This is a genomic window from Sphingomonas sp. UYAg733 (genome assembly GCF_054057355.1).
The window spans coordinates 174,503-199,573 of the sequence record NZ_JBSRZE010000001.1 but is presented as its reverse complement, the minus strand read 5'-3'; the positions used below and the strand labels follow the sequence as shown (position 1 = coordinate 199,573).

Sequence of the window (25,071 nt, the reverse complement as noted above, 5' to 3'; positions counted from 1 at the left end):
GCCATTGTCGTCACGAGCGCGAGTTTGGTTTTACCGCCGGTTCAGATGAGCAGCGCGGCGATCTCGTCGAAAGTCGCCGCGATGTCACGCACGCCGATCCCGCGCAGCCGGTCGCTATGGTCGGGCGCACAATGGCTGCCTCCGACGAATCCGATAACCTGCGCGCCTGAAGCGACCGCGCCGGTCGCACCGACCGGGGAATCCTCGATGATCGCGGCGCGCGCGATATCGATGCCCAGCGCTGCTGCTGCATGAAGATAGAGATCGGGCGCGGGTTTGCCGCGCGCGACATGCTCGCGGCCGCTGAAGATCATCGATCCGAACCGGGCACGCAGGCCAATATGGTCGAGATGACGCTCGATCCATCGGCTCGAACTCGACGAGGCGATGGCGATCGGCAGATCGGCGGGCAGGCTCTGCACAAAGGCGATCGCGCCAGCTACCGCATCGATGCCCTCGGCCAGCACCCGGTCGTCCTCGGCCTTGCGGGCAGTGTGGAAATCGTCGGGCAGGACGCGACCGATCCAGCGTTCGACCGCTGCGATGAAATCGCCGCCAGCCAGCCCCATGAAATTGGCCATCGACTCTTCGGTCGTGGTCGGATGGCCGATTCCGGTAAGATAGGCGGCGATCTGGCGATTGCCGACCAGCTCGCTCTCGATCAGCACGCCGTCGAAATCGAAGATGATCCCGTCGACCTTCATGCCCGGGCACCAAATAATGCGGTGCCGACCCGGACATGCGTCGCGCCGATCGTCACAGCGATCTCGAAATCGCTCGACATGCCCATGCTGAGACCAGTCAGGGCGTTGTCGCGCGCGATCTTCGCGAGCAGCGCGAAATAGGGTGCCGCTTCGACATCGGCGGGCGGGATTGCCATCAGGCCAACGACCGGCAAATCCGCCATCCGCGCCTCAGCGAGCAATGTAGGGAGGTCGGCGATCGCGCAGCCGCCCTTCTGGTCTTCGTCGCCGATATTGATCTGGATGAAACAGGATGGGCGGCGGTCAGCCTTGTCCATCGACCTGGCAAGCGCGGTGATCAGCGAGGACCGATCGACCGAATGGATTGCATCGAACAGCGCGACGGCTTCGTCCGCCTTGTTCGATTGAAGCTGGCCGATCAGGTGGAGGATCACATCCGGCGCGGTTTCGCGCAACGCGGGCCATTTGCCCTGTGCCTCTTGTACGCGATTCTCGCCGAAGTTGCGCAGGCCGGCCGCGATCAAGGGTGCGATCGCCTCCGCGTCTTGCGTTTTGGAGACGGCGATCAGCGTCACATCGCTCGCCTTGCGCTTCGCCAGGGCGGCGGCGCGGGCGATCGAATCATTGACGGTGGCGAGGCGGGTGGCAGGATCGTACGACGACATCGGCGCTGCTATAGGCAGCACTATGCCGCCTCGCCACCCCAACCGACCGAAACATATCCCGCTAGTCTGGCTGATGACCGACGAACGGATGGGCAATGCGCTATGGCCGGCGCTCGAGGCGCTGCCGCGCGGCGCGGGGATCGTATTTCGACATCTCCACACTCCCCTGCCCGTGCGCCGTGCGCTGTTCGCACGGATCGCGCGGATCGCACGACGCAGGCAGCTGATCTTGATTCGCGCCGGGCGGGAGCGAATGGGTGGCGAAATGGGCATTCACGGCCCGGGGCCGGCCAGGAGCGCCGGCATCAGAGCCTGGCCGGCACATTCGCGGCGTGAAGCGATCGCCGGGATTCGCGCCGACGCAGACCTGTTGCTCGTCTCACCGGTCTTTCCGACCCGTACTCACCTGGGCGAGCCATCGCTCGGTCCGATGCGCGCGGCGCTGATGGTACGGGGTCTTCGGATAAAGACGGTCGCGCTCGGCGGCATGAATAAATCACGCGCACGATTGACGAGCGGCTTAGGCTTTTACGGCTGGGCGGCAATCGATGCCTGGCAGCAGCCGCACCACAAGGATCAGAAGCGGAAAGCGGTTCCGATATAGACGGCCTGGCTTTCGCGGCGCTCGTCGGCGAGACGCGGAAGGCGCTCGGCTTCCGACTTGTAGCGCACGCCTGCGGTCACATCGAGGTTACGAGTCAGCGAGTAGGAGCCGCCCACATCAAGCGCATAGACCGGAGCCTCTTCGACCAGCTTGGGCGAATTGGCGAGGGGGCGATCGGCGATCGCCTTTACCCGGCCGCTAAACTTGCGTCCGGTATAGCTGAGACCGAGATCGACGCTCTCGCGGCTGCCAGGCAGCGCGGCGAGATCGACGCGGGCGAGGTCGCCCGACAATGCGAAGCGCTTCCAACCCACCGAGACGCCGAGGTTATAGGCGATCGGGGCCAGGCTTACCGATGACGCGACGGGCGCGGCGATCGTCCGTTCGGCATCGATCGCGCTGCGCGTCGAACGGGCGCGGACCGCGACGGTCACCGCGCGATTGACGTTGCGACGCGTTTCGGACGGCGTGAAGCGGAAGCCGGTGGCATCAAGGCCGCCGCGCGCGAACACCGCCGCAAGCCGCGGATCGGCCGATGCCGGGGTGAAGGTGCCGACGCTGCGGACCGCGACGGGACGCTTTTCGATACGGCTGGAAACCTCGGAAGCGCCGAGTGCGGGCGCGACAGCGAGGCCGGCGGCGACCAGCGCCCCCATAGCAACCCCGACAATCGTGCGACCAACGACCACGTACAACCCCACTTCCGGCGAGAACTCGCGCCAGATTTCATAACGCGCCTATCACGATTCCGGCGCGAGTCACTACCGTTCGGAGTCGCTTTATTGGCAAGTGTTGCAAACCGCCCACAGGTGGCGCGAACGCCATTGCTGCCCGCCCATGCTTGCGGCGGGCGCGAGACCATCTATAGATGTACGCTCGTGTTCAAATTACGCCCAGGAAACCGCCAATGATCCGCCGTCCGGCCCCCGCGCTTCTGGCTTTGCTTGCCCTCGCCCCCGCTTTTGCGCTCGGAGCGTGCGGCCATGGCAAGGATCGCCCCAAGGCCGACCTCGCCGCGTCGAAGATCACCACCATCGGCGTGAACAGCTATTTGTGGCGCGCCAGCCTCGACACCCTGAGCTTCATGCCGCTGCTGCAGACCGATTCGAACGGCGGCGTGATCGTGACCGACTGGTACATCAACCCATCGGCGCCGACCGAGCGGGTCAAGGTGACCGTGACGATCCTCGACCAGGACCTGCGCGCCGACGGCTTGCGCGTCGCGGCGCTTCGCGAAGTCGACCAGAACGGCCAATGGATTGCGGCGCCGGTCAAGGCGGCGACGGTCCAGAAGCTGGAAGACGCCATCCTGACGCGCGCTCGCGATCTGCGCCGCTCGTCGCTCGCTGGATAAGGTAATTACTTAATGGCCTCGCGCTTCAACGCGCTGAAGGCGGACGCGGCATGGCAGGCGGTGTGGGATGAACGCCGCACCTTCGCCGCGCGCGACGATTCAGCGAAGCCCCGTTCCTATGTGCTCGAAATGTTTCCCTACCCTTCGGGGCGGATCCACATGGGCCATGTCCGCAACTATACGATGGGCGATGTGCTCGCACGTTATCGTCGGATGATCGGGCATGAGGTGCTCCATCCGATGGGGTGGGACGCGTTCGGCATGCCGGCGGAAAATGCCGCGATGGAAAAGGGCGTCCATCCCGGCGGCTGGACCCGCGCCAATATCGCGACGATGAAGGCGCAGCTGAAGCGACTCGGCTTTGCGCTCGACTGGACGCGAGAGCTGGCGACTTGTGAGCCGGATTATTACGGCCATGAACAGGCACTGTTCCTCGACCTGTTCGCGCATGATCTGGTCTATCGCAAGGAATCGGCGGTCAACTGGGATCCGGTCGATATGACCGTGCTCGCCAACGAACAGGTGATCGACGGGCGCGGCTGGCGTTCGGGGGCCCTGGTCGAGCGGCGCAAGCTGAGCCAGTGGTTCCTCACGATCACCGATTTCGCCGACGAACTGATCGACGGCCTTGGTGCGCTCGAACATTGGCCCGACAAGGTCAAGTTGATGCAGGAGAACTGGATCGGCCGAAGCCAGGGACTGACCTTCCGTTTCAAGATTGACGGCGGCGACAGCATCGAAGTCTTCACCACCCGGCCGGACACAATCTTCGGCGCCAGCTTCGTCGCGGTCGCGGCAGACCATCCGATCGCACGTGCGGCGGCCGAGGCCAATCCGGATGCCGCGGCATTCATCGAACTGTGCAAGCGCGGCGGGACCACAGCAGCAGAGCTGGAGACGCAGGAGAAGCTCGGTTTCGATACCGGCATTCGTGCAACGCATCCCTTTGATTCTAGTTGGCAATTGCCGGTCTATATCGCCAATTTCGTGCTTATGGATTATGGCTCTGGTGCCGTGTTCGGCGTGCCAGCACACGACCAGCGTGACTTGGATTTCGCGCGCAAATACGACCTGCCGGTGCGGCGCGTCGTTTCGGACGGCGATGTCGAGGAACCGGTGTTCGAGGGTAATGAGGCTTATACCGGCCCGGGCACATTGGTGAATTCGCATTTCCTCGACGGTATGGATGTCGAGGACGCAAAGCGCACGGTGATCCGCCGCGCCGAAGACGATGGCTGGGGCAAGGGCTCGACCGTGTTCCGGCTGCGCGACTGGGGCGTGTCGCGCCAGCGTTACTGGGGCACGCCGATCCCGATTATCCATTGCGATGCGTGCGGCGCTGTGCCGGTGCCGCGCGAGCAATTACCGGTCATCCTGCCCGAGGATGTCAGCTTCGACATTCCCGGTAATCCGCTCGATCGCCACCCGACCTGGAAACATGTCGATTGTCCTGGCTGCGGCGGCGCGGCACGGCGGGAGACAGATACACTCGACACATTTGTCGACTCTTCCTGGTATTTCATCCGCTTCGCCAGCCAGCCCAAGGACAAGCCTTTCGACCGCGAAGTGGCCGAGAAATGGCTGCCGGTCGGGCAATATATCGGCGGGGTCGAGCACGCGATCCTGCACTTGCTGTATGCGCGCTTCTGGACGCGTGCATTGAAGCATATCGGTAGGCTCGACGTGGCCGAGCCGTTCGCCGGACTGTTCACCCAGGGCATGGTGACCCACGAGACCTATAGCCGGATCGTGCAGGAGGTCGGCACCGATGGCGTCGATACGATCAGCAAGCCATTATGGCTATCGCCCGACGATATCGAGCGGCGCGACAATGGCGTGTTCGAAAAAGCCACCGGCGAGGCTGTGACGATCGGCCGTGTCGAGAAGATGTCCAAGTCGAAGAAGAACACGGTCGATCCCGAACCGATCGTCGATCAGTACGGTGCGGACGCGGTGCGCTGGTTCATGCTCTCGGATTCGCCGCCCGAACGGGACCTGCCGTGGAGCGAAGCGGGGATCGAAGGCTCTTGGCGCTTCACCCAGCGGCTGTGGCGACTGTTCGACGGGCTCGAGCCGGCCGAGGGCGCTGATATCGCGATCGACCGCAAGCTGCACCAGACAATCGCTGGCATCGCGATCGATATCGAAGCGCTGGCCTTCAACAAGGCGGTCGCCAAGCTGTATGAGCTGGTCAACGCGATCGAGCGCGCCGCCCCTTCCGCGTCGCGCACCAACGCGATCCGCACGCTGATGCTGCTCGTTGCGCCGATGGCGCCACACCTCGCCGAGGAGGCTTGGGCCATTGCTGGCGGCGACGGTGAGAACAAAGGGGGCCTGATCGCTGATGCGGCTTGGCCGGAGGTCGATCCGACCTTGCTGATCGAGGACGAGGTGACGATCGCGGTGCAGGTCAATGGCAAGTTGCGCGACACGCTGACCATGCCAAAGGGCAGCGCGCGCGAAAACGTGGAGCCGCTCGCGTTGGCCAATGCGAATGTTCAGCGTATTCTTGAAGGCGGAACACCGAAAAAAATCATCTATGTGCCCGATCGTCTGATAAACATCGTCGCATGAAGCGCATCGCCTGCCTTGCCGCCCTTGTCCTGAGCGCCCTTTGTCTGTCGGGCTGCGGACTACGCCCGCTTTACGCCGGTGGCGGATCGGGCGTAGTTGCGACGACATTGACCAGGATTGAGGTCGCCCCGATCGAAGGTAAAGCGGGCTGGTTGATGACGGGGGCATTGAACGCTCGCCTGTCGGCCGGCGGCGCCACGCCACTCTACCGCCTCGAAGTGCGGCTCGACGACAAGATCACCGGGCTTGGCGTACGCCGCGATGACAGTGTCGCGCGTGAACAGCGCAGGCTTCGGGCGCGCTACCAATTGATCGATCTCGCCAATGGCGCGGTTCTGCTCGACGCTACGGCAGGCTCCGATGCCGGTATCGACGTGGTCGGCTCGGAATATGCGACTATTGCGGCCGAAAATACCGCGCTCGAGCGGCTGTCCGACATCGTCGCCGACCAGATCGTGTCGCGCGTCGCGCTTTACGCCCAGCGGACGCAAGCGCCCAAGGCTCCATGAAGGCGGCCTGGTGAAGGCGAACGCCAACCAGCTGCGCGGGGCGATCGACGCCGTTAATCCGGATATCCGGCTTTATCTGTTCCACGGCCCCGACGAGGCGGGCGCGCAGGAATGGGCGGTGCGGCTTGCGCGCGCCATGGGACCTGATGCCGAGCGGGTCGATCTGGAACCCTCAACGCTGAAAGCAAGTCCCGGCCGGCTCGCCGATGAGGCCGCATCGCTGTCGCTGTTCGGCAGCGCGCGGCATATCCGCATCGCCGGCGCGGGTGAGGAATCCCTTGAGGCATTCACCTTGCTGCTCGATGGCGAACGTGCGGGGAATCCAGTGGTCGCGATCGCACCGTCGCTCAAATCGTCGGCCAAGATCGTCAAGCTCGCCCTCGCTTCCCCGCGGGCAATGGCATTCGCCTGTTATGTGCCGGAGGGCGCGGATGCCGAGAAACTGGCGGTGACGATCGCGCGCGAACAGGGCCTGCGCACCACCGGCGACACCGCGATGCGGCTGGCAAATGCCAGCGGCGGCGATCGGTCGGTGATGACCCGCGAACTCGAAAAGCTCGCACTTTATCTCGACGCCGCGCTGGATCGCCCGCGCGAAATCGACGACGCCGCGCTCGACGCGATCGGCGCCGACCTGGGTGATGCCGAGATGAGTCGTGCGATCGATGCCGCGATCGATGGCCGGCCCGATACGCTGGGCACCGAACTGGCACGGCTCGACGAAGCGGGCGTCTCGCCGATTCCGGTGCTGCGTCAGCTCGCCCGGCGGCTCATGACGCTGGCCGAGCTGCGCGCGCAGGTCGATGCCGGTGCTGGCGTCGCTCAGGTCTCCGAGGGCGTTTTCTTTCGCGAAAAAGCGATTACTGCCCGTGCCTTACGCCATTGGAAAAGCGACAGGCTCGCCGCCGCGATCGACCGGATCCGGCTGGCCGAGCGTGGCATGATGGGCTCGGCGAGTGCCGGGCATGTGCTCGCCCAGTCCGCCATTCTGGCGGTCGCCAGAATGGCGGCGCGGCAGCGCTAAAACATCAAGCGTGATAGCAGATGCGTGATGCGGCTCGGGTCGTGCGTGATGCATCGCCTCCGGAGCGCTGACTGCAGGGCGACAGGCCTGCGGAATGGCACAGCGGGAGAGATATGTCACACCGGTATGTGTCATTTCTTTCTCGCTCCCTCTCGGCAAGAGGGTTATATAATATCGTTATTTATTAGATGTTTATGCTGAAATGGAGCGGGGTTTAAATTTGATGATCTATATGCGCTCTCCGCGCTGGTTCTAGATCCGCTCTCCGCTCAGGCGCTGGCAGACCATGTCGAGCTGATCGAGCGTCGAATAGCTCAGAGTCAGCGTACCGCCCTTGGCGCTATGCGCAATGCGTACCGACAGACCCAGTAAATCCCCCAGCTGATGTTCGAGTGCCGCCAGATCTGCATCGCGGCCCCCGTCGCCGCCGCGGCGAGCACGCTGCCTCTCGGGCTTGGCGGCGCGCACCAGGCGTTCGGTCTCACGTACCGATAGACCCTTGGCGATCACTTGATCGACCAGGCTTTCGACATCCTCAGCGCCGATCAGCGCGCGGGCGTGGCCCATGGTCAGGTCACCGGTGACCACACGCTCCTGCACCGCCTGCGGCAGGTCGAGCAGCCGTAGCAAATTGGCGACATGGCTGCGCGATTTGTGAACCAACTTGCCCAATGCATCCTGGGTGTGGCCAAAATCCCCGATCAGCCGGTGATAAGCTTCGGCTTCTTCGATCGCGTTGAGATCCTGACGCTGGATATTCTCGACCAGCGCGACTTCCAGTGTCTCGGCATCGTCAAAATCTCGAACGATTACAGGGACTTCATGGAGTCTTGCGCGCTGCGCCGCGCGCCAGCGTCGCTCGCCGGCGACGATCTGATAACCCTTGCCGTGTGGCCGCACGACAATCGGCTGGATCAGACCACGCATGGCGATCGACGTGGCGAGCTCTTCAAGCGCGGCTTCGTCGAAATGCCGGCGCGGCTGGCCGGGATGCGGACTGAGCGATCCGACCGGCAAGGTCCGGATACCCGGCGATCTGGAACTGCCATCGGCAACCGGCTCTTCGCGCGCAACATCGCCGAGCAAGGCATTGAGGCCGCGCCCTAGCCCAGCGCGGGATTTGAGGCGATTTGCGGGGGTCGATTCCTGATCGGTCATGCGGCCTTAACGCTGTTGGGGACGGTTTTGGGGAGACGGACGATCAGTTCGCGAGCCAGTGCCATATAGGCCTCCGACCCGGAGCAGCGATAATCGTAGATCAACGCCGGTACGCCGTGGCTCGGTGCCTCAGATAGGCGCACGTTGCGTGGGATGACCGTTTCGAACACAACCCGGCCGAGCACGGCGCGGACATCGGCCGAAACCTGGTCCGTCAACCGGTTCCGGCGATCATACATGGTCAGCGCAACACCGAGAATCGACAGTCCGGGATTGAAGCGTTCGCGAATCCGTTCGACCGTGCCGAGCAACTGACTGAGTCCCTCAAGCGCAAAAAACTCGCATTGTAGCGGCACGAGCAGCGAATTCGCTGCGACCATGGCGTTAAGCGTCAACAGCCCCAGCGATGGCGGGCAATCAATCAGCACAACGTCCCAGTGGCTCTCACATCGACCTAGCGCGCGGCTAAGGCGATGCGTGCGCTCTTCATATTCGACGAGTTCGATTTCCGCGCCAGAGAGATCAGCGGTGGCTGGCACGATGTCGAGCTTGGGGACGCATGTGGGCATGGCCGCTTCGACGACCGGCATTTCCCCGAGCAGGATATCGTAGGTCGACTTGTCGCGATCTGCCCGATTAATACCAAGCCCGGTCGAGGCGTTACCTTGAGGGTCCAGATCGATGATCAGCACGTGCATTCCGGTCGCCGCAAGGGCGGTCCCGAGATTGATCGCGGTAGTCGTCTTGCCGACCCCGCCCTTCTGATTAGCGACCGCAATGACATTCATCGGCGAGACACCTTATTGGCGATTACGATGAGCGAATTCGGATCGGTAATGCTGTGTTCCACGTGAAACATACCATGCCATGTCTGCTGGGCCTGCGCTACCTCTTCGCGCGCGCGCAGGCCTTTTGGCAATAACCAACGTGTATTTCGCGTGCCGACATGGGACGCAGAAGCCAGTAATGCTCCCACTGGCGCGACCGCGCGGGCGGAAATGATCGCAGCGGTTTTTCTTACCGCCTCCACTTTAGCAGCGATGACGATGACCCGATTGGCGATTTTGAGTGCGCCGACGGATACGGTAAGGAAATCGGCCCTGCGTCGGCGCGGTTCAACCAATGTCATGGGGCGGTTCCCCAATATCGCGACAACAAGGCCCGGAAACCCTGCGCCGGTACCGATATCGAGCCAATCCCCTTCGATATCATCAGCGAGATTGATGAGCTGCGCTGAATCCACGATGTGACGCACCCACAAGCTGTCCAGCGTCGATGCGGCGATCAAGTTCTGATTTACAGATTCTGCACGGACCAGATCGGCGAACTTTTCTAACCGCGAATGAGCCGCGAGGCCGAAGCGATCGATCACCCATTGCTGAGCTTCGTCCTCGGTCATGCCGCTCGTCGCCTCGCATAGAGCAGGATCGCGGTGAGCGCCGCGGGGGTAATCCCCCTGATGCGCCCCGCCGCGCCCAGCGTGGTCGGCGCCGCTGCCGTCAGCCGCTCGACCATTTCATTGGACAGGCCAGGAATCGAACCAAAGTCGATCTCGCCCGGAAGCGCGATGGCATCATTGCCATGCAGTCGTGCAATGTCATTGGCCTGGCGCGCAATATAAGGCGCATAACGCGCGTCTTCGACAGCTTCCGCAATCACCGCCATGTCATGGTGCCGGGTCAGGTCGGGCGCGACATGCGCGATATCGACGCCCGCGAGGCGCAGCCAGTCGGCGCCACGCCGCGCGGGGCCTTCAGCACCAATGCCGCCGCGTTCGACGATCTCGGATGGAGCAACACGTCGTTCGAGCGCTTCGGCGATATCGGCCAGCGCTCGACGACGCGCCGCAAACCGGCGCTGGCGCGCCTCGCCAACGCATCCGGCTCTGTCGGCAATCTCCCCCAAGCGGGTTTCAGCATTGTCTGCGCGTAGCCGCAGGCGATACTCCGCGCGCGCGGTGAGCATGCGGTAAGGCTCCGTAATGCCCTGCAGAACGAGATCATCGACCATGACGCCGAGATAGCTGCTCGCCCGATCGAGAATAACCGGCTTCATGTCGAGCGCGCGCGCCGCGGCGTTCAATCCTGCCACCAGCCCCTGCCCCGCCGCCTCTTCATAACCGGTCGTGCCATTGATCTGACCGGCGCAGAATATACCGGGCATGTTTCGGACTTCCAAGGTCGGCGCGAGCGCACGAGGATCGATATGGTCATATTCCACCGCATAACCCGGCACCAGGATCGTTGCCTGCTCGAGCCCGGGGATCGACGCGATCATCGCGGCCTGAACGTCGCTCGGCAGCGAGGTCGAAATACCATTGGGATAGATGGCGGAGTCATCGAGCCCTTCGGGTTCGAGGAAAATCTGATGTCCGTCGCGGTCCCCGAAGCGATGGATCTTGTCCTCTATCGACGGACAATAACGCGGTCCCGCCCCGGCAATAGCGCCGCCGAACAGCGGCGAACGATCGAGCGACGCGCGGATGATTTCATGGGTTCGCTCGGTCGTCCGGGTGATCGCGCAAAAGAGTTGCGGCAAGAGGCGTCCGCGCGACAGCGGCGACATGGTCCATAGCTCCGTGTCGCTGGGCTGTTCGACCAGCGCGGACCAGTTGATCGTACGCCCGTCGAGCCGGGGCGGTGTGCCTGTTTTCAGGCGCGCCATAGGAAGATTGGCCTCGCGGAGTTGGATCGCCAGTCTCGTCGCTGCCGCCTCGCCCACTCTTCCGCCCGCCAGGCGTTCTTCGCCACGGAACATACGCCCGCCAAGGAATGTGCCCGTCGCCAATATGACCGAGCGCGCTGCAAGGGTCCGGCCATCTGCCAGAATGACGCCGTTCACATTCTGCGCATCATCGAAGGACAAGGCAGCGGCCTCGCCCGCTACGATGGCAAGATTGTCCTGCGCGAGCAGCATGCTCTGAATCGCCGTGGCATAAAGCCGCCGATCCGCCTGTACCCGCGGTCCCTGCACCGCGCTGCCCTTGCTCCGGTTGAGCATACGATAATGGATGCCGGCCGCGTCAGTTGCACGAGCGATCAACCCGTCGAACGCATCGATTTCACGAACCAGATGTCCCTTGCCCAGCCCGCCGATCGCCGGATTGCACGACATGGCGCCGATCTTGGAGAGGTCGAAGCTGACCAACGCCGTGCGCGCGCCGCAGCGCGCCGCCGCAGCTGCCGCTTCGGTGCCGGCATGACCACCGCCAATGACGATAACGTCGAACTCGCTCATGGTCTGTGCGCTAGGTCGCGATGACCCTCATGTCAAAACTGTTCCACGTGGAACGTCATTTGCCGATGCAAAACCGGCTGAACAAACTGTCCAGCATCGCCTCGGTATCGCTGTGCCCGGTAATGCGATCGAGCGTCGCCAAACTGAGGCGGAGATGTTCGGCAGTGATCAACATGTCGGAAGCCTGCGCCGCTTCGGCAACCAAGGCCCCGCATTCCCCGACAAGGTCATGCTGGCGCCGGTTCAGAACCACCTCATCAAGACGCGGCAGCAATCCAGCCGCGCGCATTTCAATCAGGCGCCACAGATCAGCGACGCCCGTTCCGCTCGCAGCAGAAACGGCAACCAACGATCCTTCAGGTTGAGATTCTCTACCGGCCATATCCGCGCGGGCATGAACCCAAAGGCTCTCTTTCGTTGGCGGTGGATCATCACCGAGCCACAATATGATATCGGCGGCCAGCATCGCCGCTTCGGCGCGCTCGATTCCGATCGCTTCAATCGGATCCTGCGTTTCACCGGCCAAACCCGCCGTGTCGGTCAGCACATAGGCGATGCCGCTCTGGCTGACCGGCACCTCGATCCGGTCACGGGTCGTTCCGGCGATCGGCGACACGATCGATACATCGCGATCTGCGAGCGCGTTTATCAGTGTCGATTTGCCGCTATTGGGTGGCCCCGCCAGCACGACGCGAATGCCGTCCCGCAGCCTCTCGACCGGCGGATTGGCCAATATTGTGGTGATATCGTCGGCGATAATTTGCGCGGTCCGCCTGATCTCCGCCTCGCCTTCCGGCGCGACATCATCTTCATCAGCGAAATCGAGTTGCGCTTCTACTCGCGCGGCGAGCGCGAGCAATTGCCCCGACCAAAGCTCTACGCGACGGCGCACCCCGCCCTCGACAGCAACAATCGCCGCGCGCCGCTGAGTCTCAGTTTCGGCGGAAAGAAGATCGCCCAGACCCTCTGCTTCCGTCAAGTCGATCCGCCCCGCGATCAGCGCGCGGCGCGTAAACTCCCCCGGCTCGGCGCGCCTCAGGCCCGCCAGGGTTTCAAGCGCGCGTTCGACAGCGGCGACGACCGCGCGACCACCATGAAGATGCAACTCAACGATATCCTCCCCGGTCGCGCTTGCCGGGCCCGGAAAGGTCAAAAGCAAAGCCTGATCCAGCAGGTCGCCGTCCTCCGCGCGCAGTTTGCGCAGCGTAGCCGTGCGCGGAGCCGGCAGATCGCCGGCCAGAAGCCGTGCAGCGGCGAAGGCCGCCACCCCGCTGATGCGCAATACGGCAATGGCAGCAGGCGGCGACCCGCTCGACACCGCGAAGATCGTCTCCTCGGTCAATGGTTTGGAATCAACCGTTGGGCTTGATCGATGATTCGAACATCTTGCGCCAGAAACTCATGCCGGCATCACCCATCGGTGCCCAGCTCTTCATCACATTCTCCAGCATGTCGGGCGCGACCACGCCGTCCATCGAGTCAGTCAGCATCGCGATGTATTTTTCATGTACCGGCGTGAAATCGGGCAGGCCCATCACCCGGCGCGCCTCTTCGGGGGTGCAATCCACCTCGACATTGATCTTCATCGCCTCATCTCCGCTTGAGCCCGCACCCCGCGCTCGGCATAGTCTCAGCCATGTATGCGCGCGACTTTGCCCTTATCGCAACGCTCATTGACATGGTGCGCCTGATAGCAGGCTCCGTATCGAGCGTTCGCGCCATCGGCCAGGCTCGCGCGCGCAACCCCTTTCCAATCTTCGTGCTGTCAACACGTGCTCAACACTGGTGGGACCATCGGCGGCCTATTCGGCTGGCGCCGGACCCATTACCAAACAATGGCCGCTCGATCATGAGCGGCAACATGCTGGAAAGACGCTACTATGACACGCATGATCAGGATCGAGACGCTCGACCGCGCTGACAGCTTCAATGCCTATATCGCGTCACCGGACGGTACTCCGCGCGCCGCAATCGTCGTCATTCAGGAGATTTTCGGCGTGAATGCGGGCATCCGCCGTAAATGCGATCGACTGGCCGGGTCGGGTTATCTTGCCATTGCCCCCGACTTGTTCTGGCGGATCGAGCCGGACATCGAGCTTGATCCCGACATCAAGCTGGAATTAGAACGCGGATTGAGCCTGTTTGGAGAGTTCGACCAGCAACTCGACATCAGCGATATCGAAGCGACGATCCGCGCGGCGCGCGCTTTGGCCGATGGCGGCAAAGTCGGCGCGGTCAGTTATTGTCTGGGCGGCCGCCTCGCCTTCATGACCGCGACGCGCACCGATGTGGATGCCAGCATCGGCTATTATGGCGTCGGTATCGACGGCTTGCTTGGCGAGAAGCACGCGATCGCCCATCCCGTGCTGCTGCACATTCCGCAAGAGGATCATTTCGTCGACAAGGCCGCTCAGGCGCGGATGCACGAAGGGCTCGACGATCATCCCAAGGCCACGCTGTATGATTATCCCGGCGAGGATCACGGCTTTGCGACCGAGATCGGCGAGCGGCGTTCAGTCGAGGCGGCCGACCTCGCGGACAACCGCAGCGCCGCGTTTTTCGCGGAGCATCTCGGCTAACTACCCATCCATATAAGTTCCAGTTAAATCAACAAACTAACTGGAGATTGTACTTATAAAGGGCTGCATATCGTGCCAGCCCTCGAAGATCATCTTGCCCGCGACATAAAGGATGATGACCAGGCCGACCCAGGCGATCCAGCGGTAGCGTTCGATATATTTGGCGATCACATTGGCAGCGATGCCCATCAACGCGACCGACAGGATCAGGCCGATCACCATGATCCCCGGATGCTCGCGCGCTGCGCCGGCAACGGCGAGGACATTGTCGAGGCTCATCGATACGTCGGCGACCGCGACAGCCCAGGCGGCGGCAACGAAGCTCTTGGCTGGCCTGATGCCGCTTTGCTCATCGCCATCGACTTCGGGCGAACCGCCCGCGGGGCCGCGCGGCCGGAGTTCTCGGTACATCTTCCAGGCGACCCAGAGCAGCAACAGCCCGCCGCCGAGCACCAGGCCATAATGTTTGAAGCTTTCGAGCCCATAGAGGACCGCGACCGCGAAAACGATGCGCAGCAGCAGCGCGGCAAGGATGCCGATCGCGATAACCTTCTTGCGCTGTTCGGCGGGCAAGCCCGCTGCCAGCGCACCGACGATGATCGCGTTGTCCCCCGCCAGCGCCACATCGAGCAGGACGACGGTCGCGAATGCGGTCATCGCCGAGGCGGTGGCGATATTGGCGAAATCACTGACGATGTGCTGCCACAGCCAGCTTAGCGACATGGGTTCGACCGGCGTCGTTGCGGCGGCGGAAAGCAGTGCGATTACGCTCAAGGGATCGACTCCGTTGATAAGTCCTGGGCTGATAAGCGGGCGAATATATCTTGAGCGGAGTAACTGACGGTCGGCGTGGGATCATAGAAGTCATGGAGCAAAATGCGCCAATGTTCATATCTATCCGAATTGCGAAATCCGTCACGATGCGATGCGATATCGGCCCAGATTACGGTCAATAGATACAAGTCGTCCTGCTCCACTGCAGGGCGAACCTCGATCGATAGGAAACCCGGCGACACCGCGATCAACGGGCGCGCCTGACGCATTGCCGTCTCGAACGACGCGCCCTGCCCCGGTTTGACCCGCAGCAACGCGTGTTCGAGGATCATGTTACTGGTTCATCGAATCGAAGAAGTCTTCGTTGGTCTTCGAATTCTTCATCTTGTCGAGCAGGAACTCCATCGCGTCGATCGTGCCCATCTGCATTAGGATACGGCGCAGCACCCACATCTTCGACAGCTTGCCCTGATCGACCAGCAGCTCTTCCTTGCGCGTGCCCGACTTGCCGACATCGAGCGCGGGGAAGATGCGCTTGTCCGCGACCTTGCGATCGAGCACGATTTCCGAGTTACCGGTGCCCTTGAATTCCTCGAAGATCACTTCGTCCATGCGGCTGCCGGTATCGATCAGCGCGGTGGCGATGATCGAGAGCGAACCGCCCTCCTCGATATTGCGTGCGGCGCCGAAGAAGCGCTTCGGGCGCTGCAATGCGTTGGCGTCGACGCCACCGGTCAGCACCTTGCCGGATGACGGCACGACGGTGTTGTAAGCACGGCCGAGACGCGTAATCGAATCGAGCAGGATGACAACGTCCTTCTTGTGCTCGACCAGGCGTTTTGCCTTTTCGATAACCATTTCAGCCACTTGTACGTGGCGCTGCGCCGGTTCGTCGAACGTCGAGGAAATCACCTCGCCCTTCACCGAACGCTGCATGTCGGTCACTTCCTCGGGGCGTTCGTCGATCAACAGGACGATCAGGAACACTTCGGGGTGATTGTCGGTGATCGCCTTGGCCATGTTCTGCAGCAGGACGGTCTTGCCGACGCGCGGCGGCGCAACGATCAGGGCGCGCTGTCCCTTGCCCTGTGGCGACACGATATCGATGACTCGCGCCGACTTGTCCTTGATCGTCGGGTCCTGCGGGTCGAGCGTTAGCTTCTCGTCAGGGTAAAGCGGCGTGAGATTGTCAAAATTGACACGGTGACGGACTGCATCAGGATCGTCGAAATTGACCGCGGTCAGCTTGACCAGCGCGAAATAGCGTTCGCCGTCTTTGGGGCCGCGAATTTCGCCTTCAACCGTATCGCCGGTACGCAGGCCGAATTTACGGACCTGATTGGGCGAGATATAGATGTCGTCGGGACCGGCGAGATAGTTGGCCTCGGGCGAGCGCAGGAAACCGAAACCGTCGGGCAGCACCTCGATCGTGCCGAGCCCCATGATCTGTTCGCCATTCTCGGCCTGGACCTTGAGGATCGCGAACATCAAATCCTGCTTGCGCAGCGTCGATGCCCCCTCGATGCCAAGGCCCTCGGCCATTTCGACCAGTTCGGCGGGTTTTTTGTTCTTGAGGTCTTTGAGATGCATTTGGGGCGTCCGGCGTCACGGGGCTGGTCGGGGAGCGTCGGTCTGCAAAGGATATGCGACGATGCTGGAGAAGATACCGGCACGGCAGGAGCGCGTATCGGCAGACCGCGACCTAGGTGCCCCTCCTGCTCAAGTCAAGCCGTCAGAAGGGGCGAACGATCACCAGGACGACGATCAGCGTGACGAGAATCGCCGGGAGTTCGTTGAGCATGCGCAGCTGCTTGCCGGTCAATGTCTGCTTTCCTGCGGCAAGTTTCTTCGCATAACCGACCGCCCAGCCATGATAACCACTCAGCACCACGACCAGGAGCAGCTTGGTGTGGAGCCAGGCAAGCCCCGGCGTGCCGGAAAACAGGCCGAGATTGGCAGCGAGCAGCAGGCCTAGAATCCAGACGAGGATCATCGACGGGGTAAGAATCATCTTGCGCAGCTTGTTCTCGCGCTCGATCCATATTTGCGCCTCAGCCGAACCAGGCGCCGCTTCCTGATGGTAAACCAGATAACGCGGCAGCATGAACATACCGGCCATCCAGAAGATCACGAAGATGATATGCCCCGCCTTGACCCAAGGATAGGCGGTGCCGAGCATTCCGATCATCGCGGCGTCCTTACGAAGTCGAGCAGCCGCTCGACATGAGCAATCGGCGTGTCCTGCAGGATGCCGTGGCCAAGGTTGAAGATATGCGGGCGATCAGCGAACGCTTCAAGGATACGCGCCGCCGCCGCGTCCTGCGCCGCTCCGCCGGCGATCAGGACGAGCGGGTCGAGGTTGCCCTGTACCGGTAGATCGTATGGCAACGAGGCAGCGGCCCATAGCGGATCGACCGTTTCGTCGAGACCAAGCGCATCGACGCCCGTTTCCCGGGCATAAGCCGGTAGTTTGCCGCCGGCACCTTTGGGAAAACCGATCACCGGCGTATCGGGATGGAGATCATGCAACGCAGCGACGATCCGCGCGGTTGGGGCGATCACCCAGCGTTCGAACTGCGCCGGCGACAGACTACCCGACCAGCTGTCGAACAATTGCACCGCATCGACCCCGGCCGCGATCTGGCGCGACAGATAGTCTATCGTCATGTCGGCGATCGCATCGATGATCAGCCCGAATGCGCCTTCGTCGCCATAGGCAAAACGCCGCGTCTCGCTCTGGTCCCGACTGCCATGACCCGCGACCATATAGGTGGCCACGGTCCAGGGACTTCCCGCAAAGCCCAGAAACGTCGTCTCGGGCGCCAGTGCTGCCGCAACGCGCGCGACTGTGCCATAGACGGGTTCGAGGCGCTCAGGGGCCGCCTGCAACGCCGCCAGCGCATGATCAACCAGTGCTGGTTCCAGCCGTGGCCCTTCGCCAAGGCCAAAGCTCAGATTCTGACCCAGCGCCCAAGGCACCATCAGGATATCGGAAAACAAGATGGCGCCGTCAAAACCGAAGCGGCGGATCGGCTGCAGCGTGACCTCGGCAGCCGAGTCAGGATCGGTTGCCAACGCCAGAAAACCGCCCTTTTCTGCCCTGAGCGTGCGATATTCAGGCAAGTAACGCCCGGCCTGACGCATCAGCCATACCGGTGGTACGGCGGATTTCGCGCCGTTCAGCGTGGCAAGCAGGGGTTTCTCAATCGCAGGTTTGAAATCCGGGGCATCGGTCAACGCCGAGCAGTCCTTCTTCTATATAGATTTAAGAATCTAAGAGGTTGATGAAGTGATTGGCAGGTGGATGTCGGGGCTTATGCCGTCGTCCCGATAATGCCAACAGCTTGACCGCATGAGTCTCGCGCAAAGCAGCGGAGTCGGAAAGATTGTGCCCGTTATCCACAGGCTGTGGGTTGAATCAGGGCCTGTCGATGGGATTGTGAACAAGTCGGCTCTTATCCGCAGCCTCGCGCCGCTTTTCGCAAGCCCCGAGTTCCGCTACCGATTCGGGCGATGTTTTCCACAGGCTTGTCCAACCGATGAGATTGCACCTCCATCTCCTCTCCGATTCCACCGGGGAGACGCTGGAGAACATCGCCAAGGCAGCGCTGGCCCAATATGACGATGTCGAGACGATTCGTCATTTCTGGCCGATGGTCCGTACAGAGACGCATCTCGAACGGATCCTGCAGGAAATCGCGCAGAACCCCGGCCTGGTGATCTTCACCTTGGTCAACAGCACGACGCGTCGTACGCTTGAGGCGCGATGCCGGGCGCTTGGCCTGCCGGCCGTGGCGCCGCTCGATTCGGTCAATGACGCGCTGTCCGGCCTGCTTGGCCAACAGGCCAAGGCGCGGCCCGGCCGGCAACATGCGCTCGACGCCGCCTATTTCGCGCGGGTCGATGCGATCCAGTTCACCATGGCGCATGATGACGGTATCGGCTGGGAGAATTGGGAGGAAGCAGACATCGTCCTGGCGGGTGTATCGCGCTCGTCGAAGACACCGACCTCGATTTATCTCGCCAATCGTGGCTTCAAGACCGCCAATATCCCGATCGTGGTGGAATCACCGCCGCCCGCAATGCTTTATTCGCTCAAGCATCCGTTGGTGGTGGGCCTGACGACGAGCGCCGACCGGCTGATCCAAGTACGACGCAACCGCTTGTTGTCGCTGAACCAAGTGCCCGAGACCGATTATGTGAACGAGGAAGCTGTAACCCGGGAGGTTGCCTATGCCCGACGCATGTTCGCGGATAATGGCTGGCCGGTGATCGACGTGACGCGGCGTTCGATCGAGGAAACGGCGGCGGCGATTATCGCATTGGTCGGCGAGCGCGACGGCGCGGCGTGAAGGGGATTGCATGAAACTGGTATTGGCCTCGAAAAGCGCGTCGCGGCGCGCGATGCTGACCGCGGCCGGTGTGCCGTTCGAAGCGGTTGCGGCAGGGGTCGATGAGGAGAGCGCCAAGGCCGCGCTTGCCGGCGAAGGGCTGGCGGCACGCGACATGGCCGATGCGCTGGCCGAGTTGAAGGCGCTGAAAGTGTCGCAGCGCGATGGCGAGTCACTGGTGCTGGGCAGTGATTCGATCGTCGCGCTCGAGGACGGGACGACGCTCGACAAGCCGGTCGACCGCGCCCAGGCCGCCGAACATCTCCGTCGCCTGTCGGGCAAACGTCATGAACTGGTCAGTGCCGCGGTGATGGCCGAACAGGGCCGCGCGGTCTGGCGGATCGTCGATCGCGCCAAGATGCATGTCCGGCCGCTGTCTGCGGATTTCATCGAAACCTATCTCGATGCCGAATGGCCGGCGATCTCCGGCTGCGTCGGTTGCTATCGCATCGAAGGTCCGGGCGCGCAGCTTTTCTCGCGAATCGAGGGCAGCCAGTTCACCGTGCTCGGCATGCCGCTGCTGCCGGTGCTCGATTATCTCAGGGTGCGTGGAGTGTTGCCGGCATGAGCAGGCGTTATGCAGAGGTGATCGGCAATCCGATCGTGCAATCCAAATCGCCGCTGATCCACGGCTTCTGGATCGAGGCGCTTGGCATCGATGCCGAATATCGTGCGCATCTTGTCAGGCCTGAAGACCTGTCCGAGTATTTCGCCGCGCGGCGCGCCGATCCGCTTTGGCAAGGGTGCAACATCACGTTGCCGCACAAACAGGCGGCACTTGAGTTCATCGAGGACCGCGGCGGCGTGCGCGGCACGATCGGTGCCATCAATCTCGCGCTACGCGTGGAGGATGGTGTGGTGATCGGCACCAATACCGATGCTGGCGGATTCTATGCGCCGATCTCCGGACTGGATCTGGCTGGCAAGCCGGTGGTGGTGATCGGTGCGGGAGGAGCGGCACGCGCGGTGCTGTTTGCGCTGTCGCGACTCGGGGTCGGACCGGTGACGATCGTCAACCGCAACGTGCTCAAGGCCGCGGCTTTGTTGTCGTCGTTCGGGCTGAAGGGCAACGCCTTGCCGCTGAGCAGCGCGATCCCGTCGGCTGCCTTGCTGATCAACACCAGCGCGCTCGGCATGGTCGGCCAGCCACCACTCGAGATCGACCTGGCGCCGCTGCCCGATGATGCCGTGGTGTATGATATCGTCTATGCGCCGCTCGAAACGCCGCTGCTCGCGGCAGCGCATGATCGCGATCTCGATACGGTCGATGGACTCGACATGCTGATCGGTCAGGCGGCGCTCGCCTTCGAACTGTTGTTCGGGGCCGAGCCGCCGCGCGATCGCGATGACGAACTGCGCGACCTGCTGACAGCATGATCACGATTGGGCTGACCGGATCGATCGGCATGGGCAAGTCGACCGTCGCGGCAATGTTCGCCGATCGTGATATACCGGTATTTGATGCCGACGCGGCAGTACACCGACTGCAGGGCAAGGCTGGCCGACTGGTCGCGGCGATCGAGGCGATGTTTCCCGATACCACCGGGCCGGAGGGCGTCGACCGGACCCGATTGGGCGAAGCGGTGCTCGGCCATCCGGCAGCGCTCAAGCGACTTGAGGCGCTAGTCCATCCCGCCGTAGCGGAGGAGCGCGACGCTTTCCTGGCCGAAAATTCTGCGGCGGCGCTGGTCGTGTTCGATATTCCCTTGCTGTTCGAAACCGGAGGCGAATCGCGCGTTGACAAGGTGGTCGTGGTCAGCGCGCCGCTTGATATCCAGCGTGCTCGTGTGCTCGCCCGGCCGGGCATGCATGCCGACCGGCTCGATGCGATTCTCGCGCGCCAGACGCCCGATGCGGAGAAGCGCGCGCGCGCCGACTACGTCATTCCGACGGGCGGTTCTCTGACCGAGACCCGCACCGCGGTCGATGCGGTGATCGCTTGCCTGATCGGCCACGAAGGTCGATAATCAGCCGCATGCGCGAAATCGTCTTCGACACCGAAACCACGGGCTTCAGCTTCGACAATGGCGACCGCATGGTCGAGATCGGTTGTGTCGAGATCGTCAACCGGGTCGAGACCGGGCGCACCTTCCACGCCTATTTCAATCCCGAGCGGGCGATGCCGTCCGAGGCGCAACGGATTCACGGGCTTGGCGACTCCTTTCTCGCTGATAAACCGCTTTTTTCGCATCAGGCAGACGCGCTGATCGAGTTCATCGGCGATTGCCAGTTGATTGCGCACAATGCCGGTTTCGATTTCGGGTTTCTCAATGGCGAGCTGGCGAAATGCGGGCGCGCGCCGGTCGATATGGGCCGAATGATCGATACGGTCGCGATGGCACGCACGCGGCATCCAGGCGCCAAGCACAGCCTCGATGCACTGTGCAGCCGTTACGGCATCGACCGCAGCCATCGTGTGCTGCACGGCGCGCTGCTCGATGCGCAATTGCTCTCGCAGGTCTATGTCGAATTGACCGGTGGCCGGCAGATCGGTCTGACCCTGGTCAGTGAAACAATCGAAGAACAGATCAGCTTCGCGCCGGCGGCAGCGCCCGCGATCGTACGCCCGCCGCGACTATTCGAGGCGAGCGATACGGAACTTGCGCGTCATGCGGCGTTTATTGAAAAGATCGCCAATCCTCTTTGGCGGCTTGAGGCGTCAGGTTGACGCGGTAGCGGGATCCACCCAGATTGGGTGGCCCCCAATAAGGAGAATGCTCATGGAAATCCGGGTATCGGGCCACCAGGTCGACACCGGCAAGGCGCTGAAAAGCCATGTCGATGATCGGCTCCAGGGCATTGCCACCAAATATTTCGCGCGCGCGATTTCGGCGCACGTCACTTTTGGCAAAGGTCCGCACGATAACGGCTTCACATGCGATATCGTCGCGCATGTGATGCATGGCCTGGTGCTCAAGGGCACGAACAATGGCAAGGACGCGCATGTCTCGTTCGACGGCGCGGCCGACAAGATCGAAAAGCAGCTGCGGCGTTATATGCGTCGGCTGAAGGACCGTCATTCCGCCGGGGCTGCGAATGGCGCAACTGAAAACGGGGCGGATAGCGGCGCCTATGATAATGCCGGCTATACCGTGTTCCGCGAGGCCGAAGACGAGGTCGAGGCGGCAGATTTCCCGCTGATCGTTGCCGAAACGCGGGTCGATGTGCCCGACGCCAGCGTGTCCGACGCAGTGATGATGCTCGACCTGCGCAATACCACCGCCTTGCTGTTCAAGAATAGCGGATCGGGTGCGTATAATATGGTTTATCGCCGCGGCGACGGAACCATTGGCTGGGTCGAACCGCACCGCTCAGCCTGAGGCTTTCAACGACACGCGTTCGGCGCTATGGCGCGCCGAACGCGGGGGCGACGGCGCAAGGGCGATGACGCTAGGGGCGATTCAGGGACAATGATGAACGATTTCAGCGATTTGCTGTTACCCGAGGACGTGGTCCAGGGAATGGTGGCGGCAACCAAGAAGTCGTTGCTGCAGCAGGCGGCGAGGATTCTTGCCGAAAATCATGCGCTTGATGCGAAGGTAATCGTCGAGGCGCTGTCCGCGCGCGAGAAGCTGGGTTCGACCGGATTCGGGGGCGGCGTCGCCATCCCGCACGGCAAGCTTGCCGGACTGTCGCATGTGGTCGGCCTGTTCGTGCGCGTGGCGCAGCCGGTCGAATTTCAGGCGATCGACGATTTGCCGATCGACCTGGTATTCGTCCTGCTCTCGCCGCCCGAAGCGGGGGCGACGCACCTGAAGGCATTGGCGCGTGTATCCCGGCGGCTGCGCGACGGGGGTTTTGTCGCCAAATTGCGCGGCGCCGCATCGACCGACGCGCTCTATGCCTTGTTCACACAAGACGAAGAGCGCGATGCCGCCTGAAGCCGCGAGCGGGGCCGAGGCGCATTTCCGTGCGCTAGAGGCGCTTTATACTGCGGCACCGATAAATCAGCTGTTCGAATCGACCTTGGAAATTCCTGCAAGCGGCGTGGCAAGAATCCATTTCCTGATCGACGAGCGTTATTATCACGCCGCGGGCGCGGCGCATGGCACGAGCTATTTCAAGATGCTCGACGACGCGGCCTTCTATGCCGCGAACAGCCTCGTCACCGACCGCTTCCTGCTCACCACGGCGTTCAACCTGCTGTTCACGCGTCCGCTCAAGGCCGGGCCGGTGACTGCGGAAGGGCGCTGGGTCAGCGGTCAGCGCCGTGTCTTCGTCGCCGAGGCGCGGCTGATCGACGCCGATGGCGAGGAAGCGGCGCGCGGCACAGGTACCTTCATGCGCTCGCGCGTCGCGCTCGCCGGCCTGCCCGGATATCGTCCCGGCGTATGAGCGGGCGGCTCCCCAGCGGGATCCTGGTCAGCGCGTTGCTACGTCGGGTGAATGATGCCGGCGGGATGGGCATGATGCTCGCACGGGGCGACGATCAGGCCGGCGCGATCCTAGTCATCGCACTGGAAAACGGCCAAAATCCTCGCGCGCTAGAACGCGGGATCGGGCGGGAAGGAGCGATCGAATTGATCGAATCCGCGCGTGAAGAGGCTGACCAGCCGGGTAGCATCACACAATATTGGCTACGCCGGCGATCACGCGACCCGGATCTGTGGGTGATAGAACTGGACATCCCGTTTGCCGAACGGTTCGCCGCTGAAATGATCCTCGACGATTGACATTGTTGCGCTGCACAAAGATAGCCCGATTACTGTCAAATGCGTTGTGTCGGTGCGGGTGCGATCCGTTCGATTACGCAGTCGGGGGGCAGCCTGGGCGATAGTTTGAATATCAAGCTGGTCGTGCCACGTACCAACCGCATAATTCGAAGATTGAATGTCGTTTTTTCAGCGCGCCGCAACACTCGCGGCGATGTCACTCGGGATCGCCGCACTAATTGGCGCCAGCACCCCGGGCTTCGCCTTTGAACTGGATCGCACGGTAAACGCACCGTCGCTCGTATCCGTTCCACTTGCGGCCCAAAATTCGGTGGCCCAGATTCCGGCCATTGAGCCGCTGCCCGCGACCAAATCCACGCCCGCTATCGATTCTGAAGTTCCTGTCGTTACGGCCGATGACGTCGAATATGCCAGCCTCGATGCCGCCGTTGCCGACCAGGAAGCGCCCGAGACGATCCCGGGCGATCTGAACTGCATGGCCAGTGCGATCTATTTCGAGGCCAAGAGCGAATCGCTTACCGGCCAGCTCGCGGTTGCCGAGGTTATCCTCAACCGCACCAAGTCGGGACGTTTTCCGAAATCGGTGTGCTCGGTCGTAACCCAGCGCGGACAATTCTCGTTCGTGCGCGGCGGTCATATTCCGGCGATCGCCAACAACAAGCAGTTCCGCACCGCAATCGCCGTGGCGCAGGTCGCCATGGCCGATCATTGGGACAGCCCCGCGGCCAACGCGCTGTATTTCCACGCTCGCCGCGTCTCGCCGGGCTGGCGGATGAGCAAGGTCGCGTCGATCGGCAACCACGTCTTCTATCGCTGAGTCGTAAC

General features: G+C 62.5%; 30 protein-coding genes. 16 read left to right on the top strand and 14 right to left on the bottom strand.

From position 1 onward, the window contains the following. Positions 1-41: 41 nt before the first annotated feature. Together ACVWZA_RS01060 and ACVWZA_RS01055 are read right to left on the bottom strand one after the other, a co-directional pair. A complete protein-coding gene (locus ACVWZA_RS01060) occupies positions 42-704 on the bottom strand; it encodes an HAD family hydrolase (protein ID WP_457309302.1) in 663 nt (220 codons plus the stop codon). Further along, positions 701-1,369 carry a YggS family pyridoxal phosphate-dependent enzyme gene (locus ACVWZA_RS01055; protein ID WP_457309301.1) on the bottom strand — a complete coding sequence of 223 codons (669 nt, stop codon included), beginning with the start codon at positions 1,367-1,369 and terminating at the stop codon, positions 701-703. Before ACVWZA_RS01055 ends, ACVWZA_RS01060 begins: the two co-directional genes overlap by 4 nt. Positions 1,370-1,442: 73 nt before the next feature. On the opposite strand from ACVWZA_RS01055, the gene ACVWZA_RS01050 reads away from it, so the two are divergent. Next, positions 1,443-1,973 (top strand): thiamine phosphate synthase, encoded by a 531-nt coding sequence (locus tag ACVWZA_RS01050; protein WP_457309300.1) that lies wholly within the window; start codon positions 1,443-1,445, stop codon positions 1,971-1,973. Here ACVWZA_RS01050 and ACVWZA_RS01045 read toward each other — a convergent pair. Continuing rightward, positions 1,946-2,662, bottom strand: coding sequence for a hypothetical protein (locus tag ACVWZA_RS01045; protein ID WP_457309299.1), 717 nt, complete (start codon positions 2,660-2,662; stop codon positions 1,946-1,948). The genes ACVWZA_RS01050 and ACVWZA_RS01045 overlap by 28 nt on opposite strands. Before the next feature lie 218 nt (positions 2,663-2,880). Between ACVWZA_RS01045 and ACVWZA_RS01040 the strand changes: the two genes are divergently transcribed. Genes ACVWZA_RS01040 through holA form a run of 4 tightly spaced genes read left to right on the top strand, consistent with a single transcriptional unit; the run spans position 2,881 to position 7,434 of the window. Further along, positions 2,881-3,327 carry a DUF3576 domain-containing protein gene (locus ACVWZA_RS01040; RefSeq protein ID WP_457309298.1) on the top strand — a complete coding sequence of 149 codons (447 nt, stop codon included), beginning with the start codon at positions 2,881-2,883 and terminating at the stop codon, positions 3,325-3,327. A 12-nt stretch (positions 3,328-3,339) separates the two neighbouring features. Next, entirely contained in the window at positions 3,340-5,901 is a 2,562-nt protein-coding gene (leuS, locus tag ACVWZA_RS01035) for a leucine--tRNA ligase (protein ID WP_457309297.1), read from the top strand. Further along, positions 5,898-6,410 carry an LPS assembly lipoprotein LptE gene (gene lptE, locus ACVWZA_RS01030; protein WP_457309296.1) on the top strand — a complete coding sequence of 171 codons (513 nt, stop codon included), beginning with the start codon at positions 5,898-5,900 and terminating at the stop codon, positions 6,408-6,410. Before leuS ends, lptE begins: the two co-directional genes overlap by 4 nt. Before the next feature lie 10 nt (positions 6,411-6,420). Next, positions 6,421-7,434: a DNA polymerase III subunit delta gene (holA, locus tag ACVWZA_RS01025; RefSeq protein ID WP_457309295.1), complete on the top strand. Its 1,014-nt coding sequence runs from the start codon at positions 6,421-6,423 to the stop codon at positions 7,432-7,434. 252 nt (positions 7,435-7,686) lie between these two features. Here holA and ACVWZA_RS01020 read toward each other — a convergent pair whose 3' ends face one another. From ACVWZA_RS01020 to ACVWZA_RS00995, 6 genes are read right to left on the bottom strand one after another with little or no spacing between them, the layout of a single operon-like run. Then, a complete protein-coding gene (locus ACVWZA_RS01020; RefSeq protein ID WP_457309294.1) occupies positions 7,687-8,592 on the bottom strand; it encodes a ParB/RepB/Spo0J family partition protein in 906 nt (301 codons plus the stop codon). Then, positions 8,589-9,380, bottom strand: coding sequence for a ParA family protein (locus ACVWZA_RS01015; RefSeq protein ID WP_457309293.1), 792 nt, complete (start codon positions 9,378-9,380; stop codon positions 8,589-8,591). The genes ACVWZA_RS01020 and ACVWZA_RS01015 overlap by 4 nt, the downstream gene beginning before the upstream one ends. Continuing rightward, positions 9,377-9,991, bottom strand: a complete 615-nt coding sequence (locus tag ACVWZA_RS01010) for a 16S rRNA (guanine(527)-N(7))-methyltransferase RsmG (protein WP_457309292.1) — start codon at positions 9,989-9,991, stop codon at positions 9,377-9,379. Before ACVWZA_RS01010 ends, ACVWZA_RS01015 begins: the two co-directional genes overlap by 4 nt. After that, positions 9,988-11,829, bottom strand: a complete 1,842-nt coding sequence (gene mnmG, locus ACVWZA_RS01005) for a tRNA uridine-5-carboxymethylaminomethyl(34) synthesis enzyme MnmG (protein WP_457309291.1) — start codon at positions 11,827-11,829, stop codon at positions 9,988-9,990. Before mnmG ends, ACVWZA_RS01010 begins: the two co-directional genes overlap by 4 nt. A 55-nt stretch (positions 11,830-11,884) precedes the next feature. Continuing rightward, positions 11,885-13,171, bottom strand: coding sequence for a tRNA uridine-5-carboxymethylaminomethyl(34) synthesis GTPase MnmE (gene mnmE / locus ACVWZA_RS01000; protein WP_457309290.1), 1,287 nt, complete (start codon positions 13,169-13,171; stop codon positions 11,885-11,887). 10 nt (positions 13,172-13,181) lie between these two features. Then, positions 13,182-13,415: a DUF6489 family protein gene (locus ACVWZA_RS00995; RefSeq protein ID WP_457309289.1), complete on the bottom strand. Its 234-nt coding sequence runs from the start codon at positions 13,413-13,415 to the stop codon at positions 13,182-13,184. A gap of 294 nt (positions 13,416-13,709) precedes the next feature. On the opposite strand from ACVWZA_RS00995, the gene ACVWZA_RS00990 reads away from it, so the two are divergent. Next, entirely contained in the window at positions 13,710-14,408 is a 699-nt protein-coding gene (locus ACVWZA_RS00990) for a dienelactone hydrolase family protein (RefSeq protein ID WP_457309288.1), read from the top strand. Positions 14,409-14,444: 36 nt separating this feature from the next. On the opposite strand, the gene ACVWZA_RS00985 is transcribed toward ACVWZA_RS00990, so the two are convergent. The 5 genes from ACVWZA_RS00985 to hemE form a co-directional block, all read right to left on the bottom strand. After that, the gene (locus tag ACVWZA_RS00985; protein WP_457309287.1) at positions 14,445-15,182 is read right to left on the bottom strand and encodes a YjbE family putative metal transport protein; all 738 of its coding nucleotides are present in this window, start codon (positions 15,180-15,182) and stop codon (positions 14,445-14,447) included. Next, the gene (locus ACVWZA_RS00980) at positions 15,179-15,514 is read right to left on the bottom strand and encodes an antibiotic biosynthesis monooxygenase family protein (protein ID WP_457309286.1); all 336 of its coding nucleotides are present in this window, start codon (positions 15,512-15,514) and stop codon (positions 15,179-15,181) included. Before ACVWZA_RS00980 ends, ACVWZA_RS00985 begins: the two co-directional genes overlap by 4 nt. A gap of 1 nt (position 15,515) precedes the next feature. Next, positions 15,516-16,772 carry a transcription termination factor Rho gene (rho, locus tag ACVWZA_RS00975; RefSeq protein ID WP_183110106.1) on the bottom strand — a complete coding sequence of 419 codons (1,257 nt, stop codon included), beginning with the start codon at positions 16,770-16,772 and terminating at the stop codon, positions 15,516-15,518. A 142-nt stretch (positions 16,773-16,914) separates the two neighbouring features. After that, on the bottom strand, positions 16,915-17,370 hold the full coding sequence (locus tag ACVWZA_RS00970; protein ID WP_457309285.1) for a CopD family protein: 456 nt from the start codon (positions 17,368-17,370) through the stop codon (positions 16,915-16,917). Beyond that, positions 17,367-18,419 (bottom strand): uroporphyrinogen decarboxylase, encoded by a 1,053-nt coding sequence (hemE, locus tag ACVWZA_RS00965; RefSeq protein ID WP_457309284.1) that lies wholly within the window; start codon positions 18,417-18,419, stop codon positions 17,367-17,369. Before hemE ends, ACVWZA_RS00970 begins: the two co-directional genes overlap by 4 nt. Before the next feature lie 302 nt (positions 18,420-18,721). Here hemE and ACVWZA_RS00960 point away from each other — a divergent pair, with 302 nt between their 5' ends. The 10 genes from ACVWZA_RS00960 (at position 18,722) to ACVWZA_RS00915 (ending at position 25,063) form a co-directional block, all read left to right on the top strand. Beyond that, complete coding sequence (locus tag ACVWZA_RS00960) at positions 18,722-19,534, top strand: pyruvate, water dikinase regulatory protein (RefSeq protein ID WP_457309283.1); 813 nt, start codon at positions 18,722-18,724, stop codon at positions 19,532-19,534. A gap of 10 nt (positions 19,535-19,544) precedes the next feature. Then, positions 19,545-20,141 (top strand): Maf family protein, encoded by a 597-nt coding sequence (locus ACVWZA_RS00955; protein WP_457309282.1) that lies wholly within the window; start codon positions 19,545-19,547, stop codon positions 20,139-20,141. Next, on the top strand, positions 20,138-20,950 hold the full coding sequence (locus ACVWZA_RS00950; RefSeq protein WP_457309281.1) for a shikimate dehydrogenase family protein: 813 nt from the start codon (positions 20,138-20,140) through the stop codon (positions 20,948-20,950). The genes ACVWZA_RS00955 and ACVWZA_RS00950 overlap by 4 nt, the downstream gene beginning before the upstream one ends. Next, on the top strand, positions 20,947-21,540 hold the full coding sequence (coaE, locus tag ACVWZA_RS00945) for a dephospho-CoA kinase (RefSeq protein WP_457309280.1): 594 nt from the start codon (positions 20,947-20,949) through the stop codon (positions 21,538-21,540). The genes ACVWZA_RS00950 and coaE overlap by 4 nt, the downstream gene beginning before the upstream one ends. A gap of 8 nt (positions 21,541-21,548) precedes the next feature. Continuing rightward, positions 21,549-22,241 (top strand): DNA polymerase III subunit epsilon, encoded by a 693-nt coding sequence (dnaQ, locus tag ACVWZA_RS00940; protein WP_457309279.1) that lies wholly within the window; start codon positions 21,549-21,551, stop codon positions 22,239-22,241. A gap of 52 nt (positions 22,242-22,293) precedes the next feature. Next, positions 22,294-22,893 (top strand): ribosome hibernation-promoting factor, HPF/YfiA family, encoded by a 600-nt coding sequence (gene hpf, locus ACVWZA_RS00935; protein ID WP_457309278.1) that lies wholly within the window; start codon positions 22,294-22,296, stop codon positions 22,891-22,893. A gap of 93 nt (positions 22,894-22,986) precedes the next feature. Continuing rightward, positions 22,987-23,454, top strand: coding sequence for a PTS sugar transporter subunit IIA (locus ACVWZA_RS00930; RefSeq protein WP_457309277.1), 468 nt, complete (start codon positions 22,987-22,989; stop codon positions 23,452-23,454). Further along, positions 23,444-23,908, top strand: coding sequence for a PaaI family thioesterase (locus ACVWZA_RS00925; RefSeq protein WP_457309276.1), 465 nt, complete (start codon positions 23,444-23,446; stop codon positions 23,906-23,908). Before ACVWZA_RS00930 ends, ACVWZA_RS00925 begins: the two co-directional genes overlap by 11 nt. Next, the gene (locus ACVWZA_RS00920) at positions 23,905-24,246 is read left to right on the top strand and encodes a DUF1491 family protein (protein ID WP_457309275.1); all 342 of its coding nucleotides are present in this window, start codon (positions 23,905-23,907) and stop codon (positions 24,244-24,246) included. The genes ACVWZA_RS00925 and ACVWZA_RS00920 overlap by 4 nt, the downstream gene beginning before the upstream one ends. 157 nt (positions 24,247-24,403) lie before the next feature. Further along, on the top strand, positions 24,404-25,063 hold the full coding sequence (locus tag ACVWZA_RS00915) for a cell wall hydrolase (RefSeq protein WP_457309274.1): 660 nt from the start codon (positions 24,404-24,406) through the stop codon (positions 25,061-25,063). Positions 25,064-25,071 lie beyond the last annotated feature (8 nt).

Bases quoted from the DNA above. Each gene is read 5' to 3' on its own strand.
- ACVWZA_RS00920 (WP_457309275.1), top strand. From the start codon at position 23,905: ATGAGCGGGCGGCTCCCCAGCGGGATCCTGGTCAGCGCGTTGCTACGT.
- coaE (WP_457309280.1), top strand. From the start codon at position 20,947: ATGATCACGATTGGGCTGACCGGATCGATCGGCATGGGCAAGTCGACC.
- rho (WP_183110106.1), bottom strand. From the start codon at position 16,772: ATGCATCTCAAAGACCTCAAGAACAAAAAACCCGCCGAACTGGTCGAA.
- ACVWZA_RS00930 (WP_457309277.1), top strand. From the start codon at position 22,987: ATGAACGATTTCAGCGATTTGCTGTTACCCGAGGACGTGGTCCAGGGA.
- ACVWZA_RS00925 (WP_457309276.1), top strand. From the start codon at position 23,444: ATGCCGCCTGAAGCCGCGAGCGGGGCCGAGGCGCATTTCCGTGCGCTA.
- ACVWZA_RS00995 (WP_457309289.1), bottom strand. From the start codon at position 13,415: ATGAAGATCAATGTCGAGGTGGATTGCACCCCCGAAGAGGCGCGCCGG.
- ACVWZA_RS00915 (WP_457309274.1), top strand. From the start codon at position 24,404: ATGTCGTTTTTTCAGCGCGCCGCAACACTCGCGGCGATGTCACTCGGG.
- ACVWZA_RS01020 (WP_457309294.1), bottom strand. From the start codon at position 8,592: ATGACCGATCAGGAATCGACCCCCGCAAATCGCCTCAAATCCCGCGCT.
- ACVWZA_RS01040 (WP_457309298.1), top strand. From the start codon at position 2,881: ATGATCCGCCGTCCGGCCCCCGCGCTTCTGGCTTTGCTTGCCCTCGCC.
- lptE (WP_457309296.1), top strand. From the start codon at position 5,898: ATGAAGCGCATCGCCTGCCTTGCCGCCCTTGTCCTGAGCGCCCTTTGT.
- dnaQ (WP_457309279.1), top strand. From the start codon at position 21,549: ATGCGCGAAATCGTCTTCGACACCGAAACCACGGGCTTCAGCTTCGAC.
- leuS (WP_457309297.1), top strand. From the start codon at position 3,340: ATGGCCTCGCGCTTCAACGCGCTGAAGGCGGACGCGGCATGGCAGGCG.
- ACVWZA_RS00950 (WP_457309281.1), top strand. From the start codon at position 20,138: ATGAGCAGGCGTTATGCAGAGGTGATCGGCAATCCGATCGTGCAATCC.
- ACVWZA_RS01050 (WP_457309300.1), top strand. From the start codon at position 1,443: ATGACCGACGAACGGATGGGCAATGCGCTATGGCCGGCGCTCGAGGCG.
- ACVWZA_RS01060 (WP_457309302.1), bottom strand. From the start codon at position 704: ATGAAGGTCGACGGGATCATCTTCGATTTCGACGGCGTGCTGATCGAG.
- ACVWZA_RS01055 (WP_457309301.1), bottom strand. From the start codon at position 1,369: ATGTCGTCGTACGATCCTGCCACCCGCCTCGCCACCGTCAATGATTCG.
- ACVWZA_RS01015 (WP_457309293.1), bottom strand. From the start codon at position 9,380: ATGAATGTCATTGCGGTCGCTAATCAGAAGGGCGGGGTCGGCAAGACG.
- ACVWZA_RS00960 (WP_457309283.1), top strand. From the start codon at position 18,722: ATGAGATTGCACCTCCATCTCCTCTCCGATTCCACCGGGGAGACGCTG.
- hpf (WP_457309278.1), top strand. From the start codon at position 22,294: ATGGAAATCCGGGTATCGGGCCACCAGGTCGACACCGGCAAGGCGCTG.
- ACVWZA_RS00990 (WP_457309288.1), top strand. From the start codon at position 13,710: ATGACACGCATGATCAGGATCGAGACGCTCGACCGCGCTGACAGCTTC.
- ACVWZA_RS00970 (WP_457309285.1), bottom strand. From the start codon at position 17,370: ATGATCGGAATGCTCGGCACCGCCTATCCTTGGGTCAAGGCGGGGCAT.
- ACVWZA_RS00955 (WP_457309282.1), top strand. From the start codon at position 19,545: ATGAAACTGGTATTGGCCTCGAAAAGCGCGTCGCGGCGCGCGATGCTG.
- ACVWZA_RS00980 (WP_457309286.1), bottom strand. From the start codon at position 15,514: ATGATCCTCGAACACGCGTTGCTGCGGGTCAAACCGGGGCAGGGCGCG.
- ACVWZA_RS01010 (WP_457309292.1), bottom strand. From the start codon at position 9,991: ATGACCGAGGACGAAGCTCAGCAATGGGTGATCGATCGCTTCGGCCTC.
- mnmG (WP_457309291.1), bottom strand. From the start codon at position 11,829: ATGAGCGAGTTCGACGTTATCGTCATTGGCGGTGGTCATGCCGGCACC.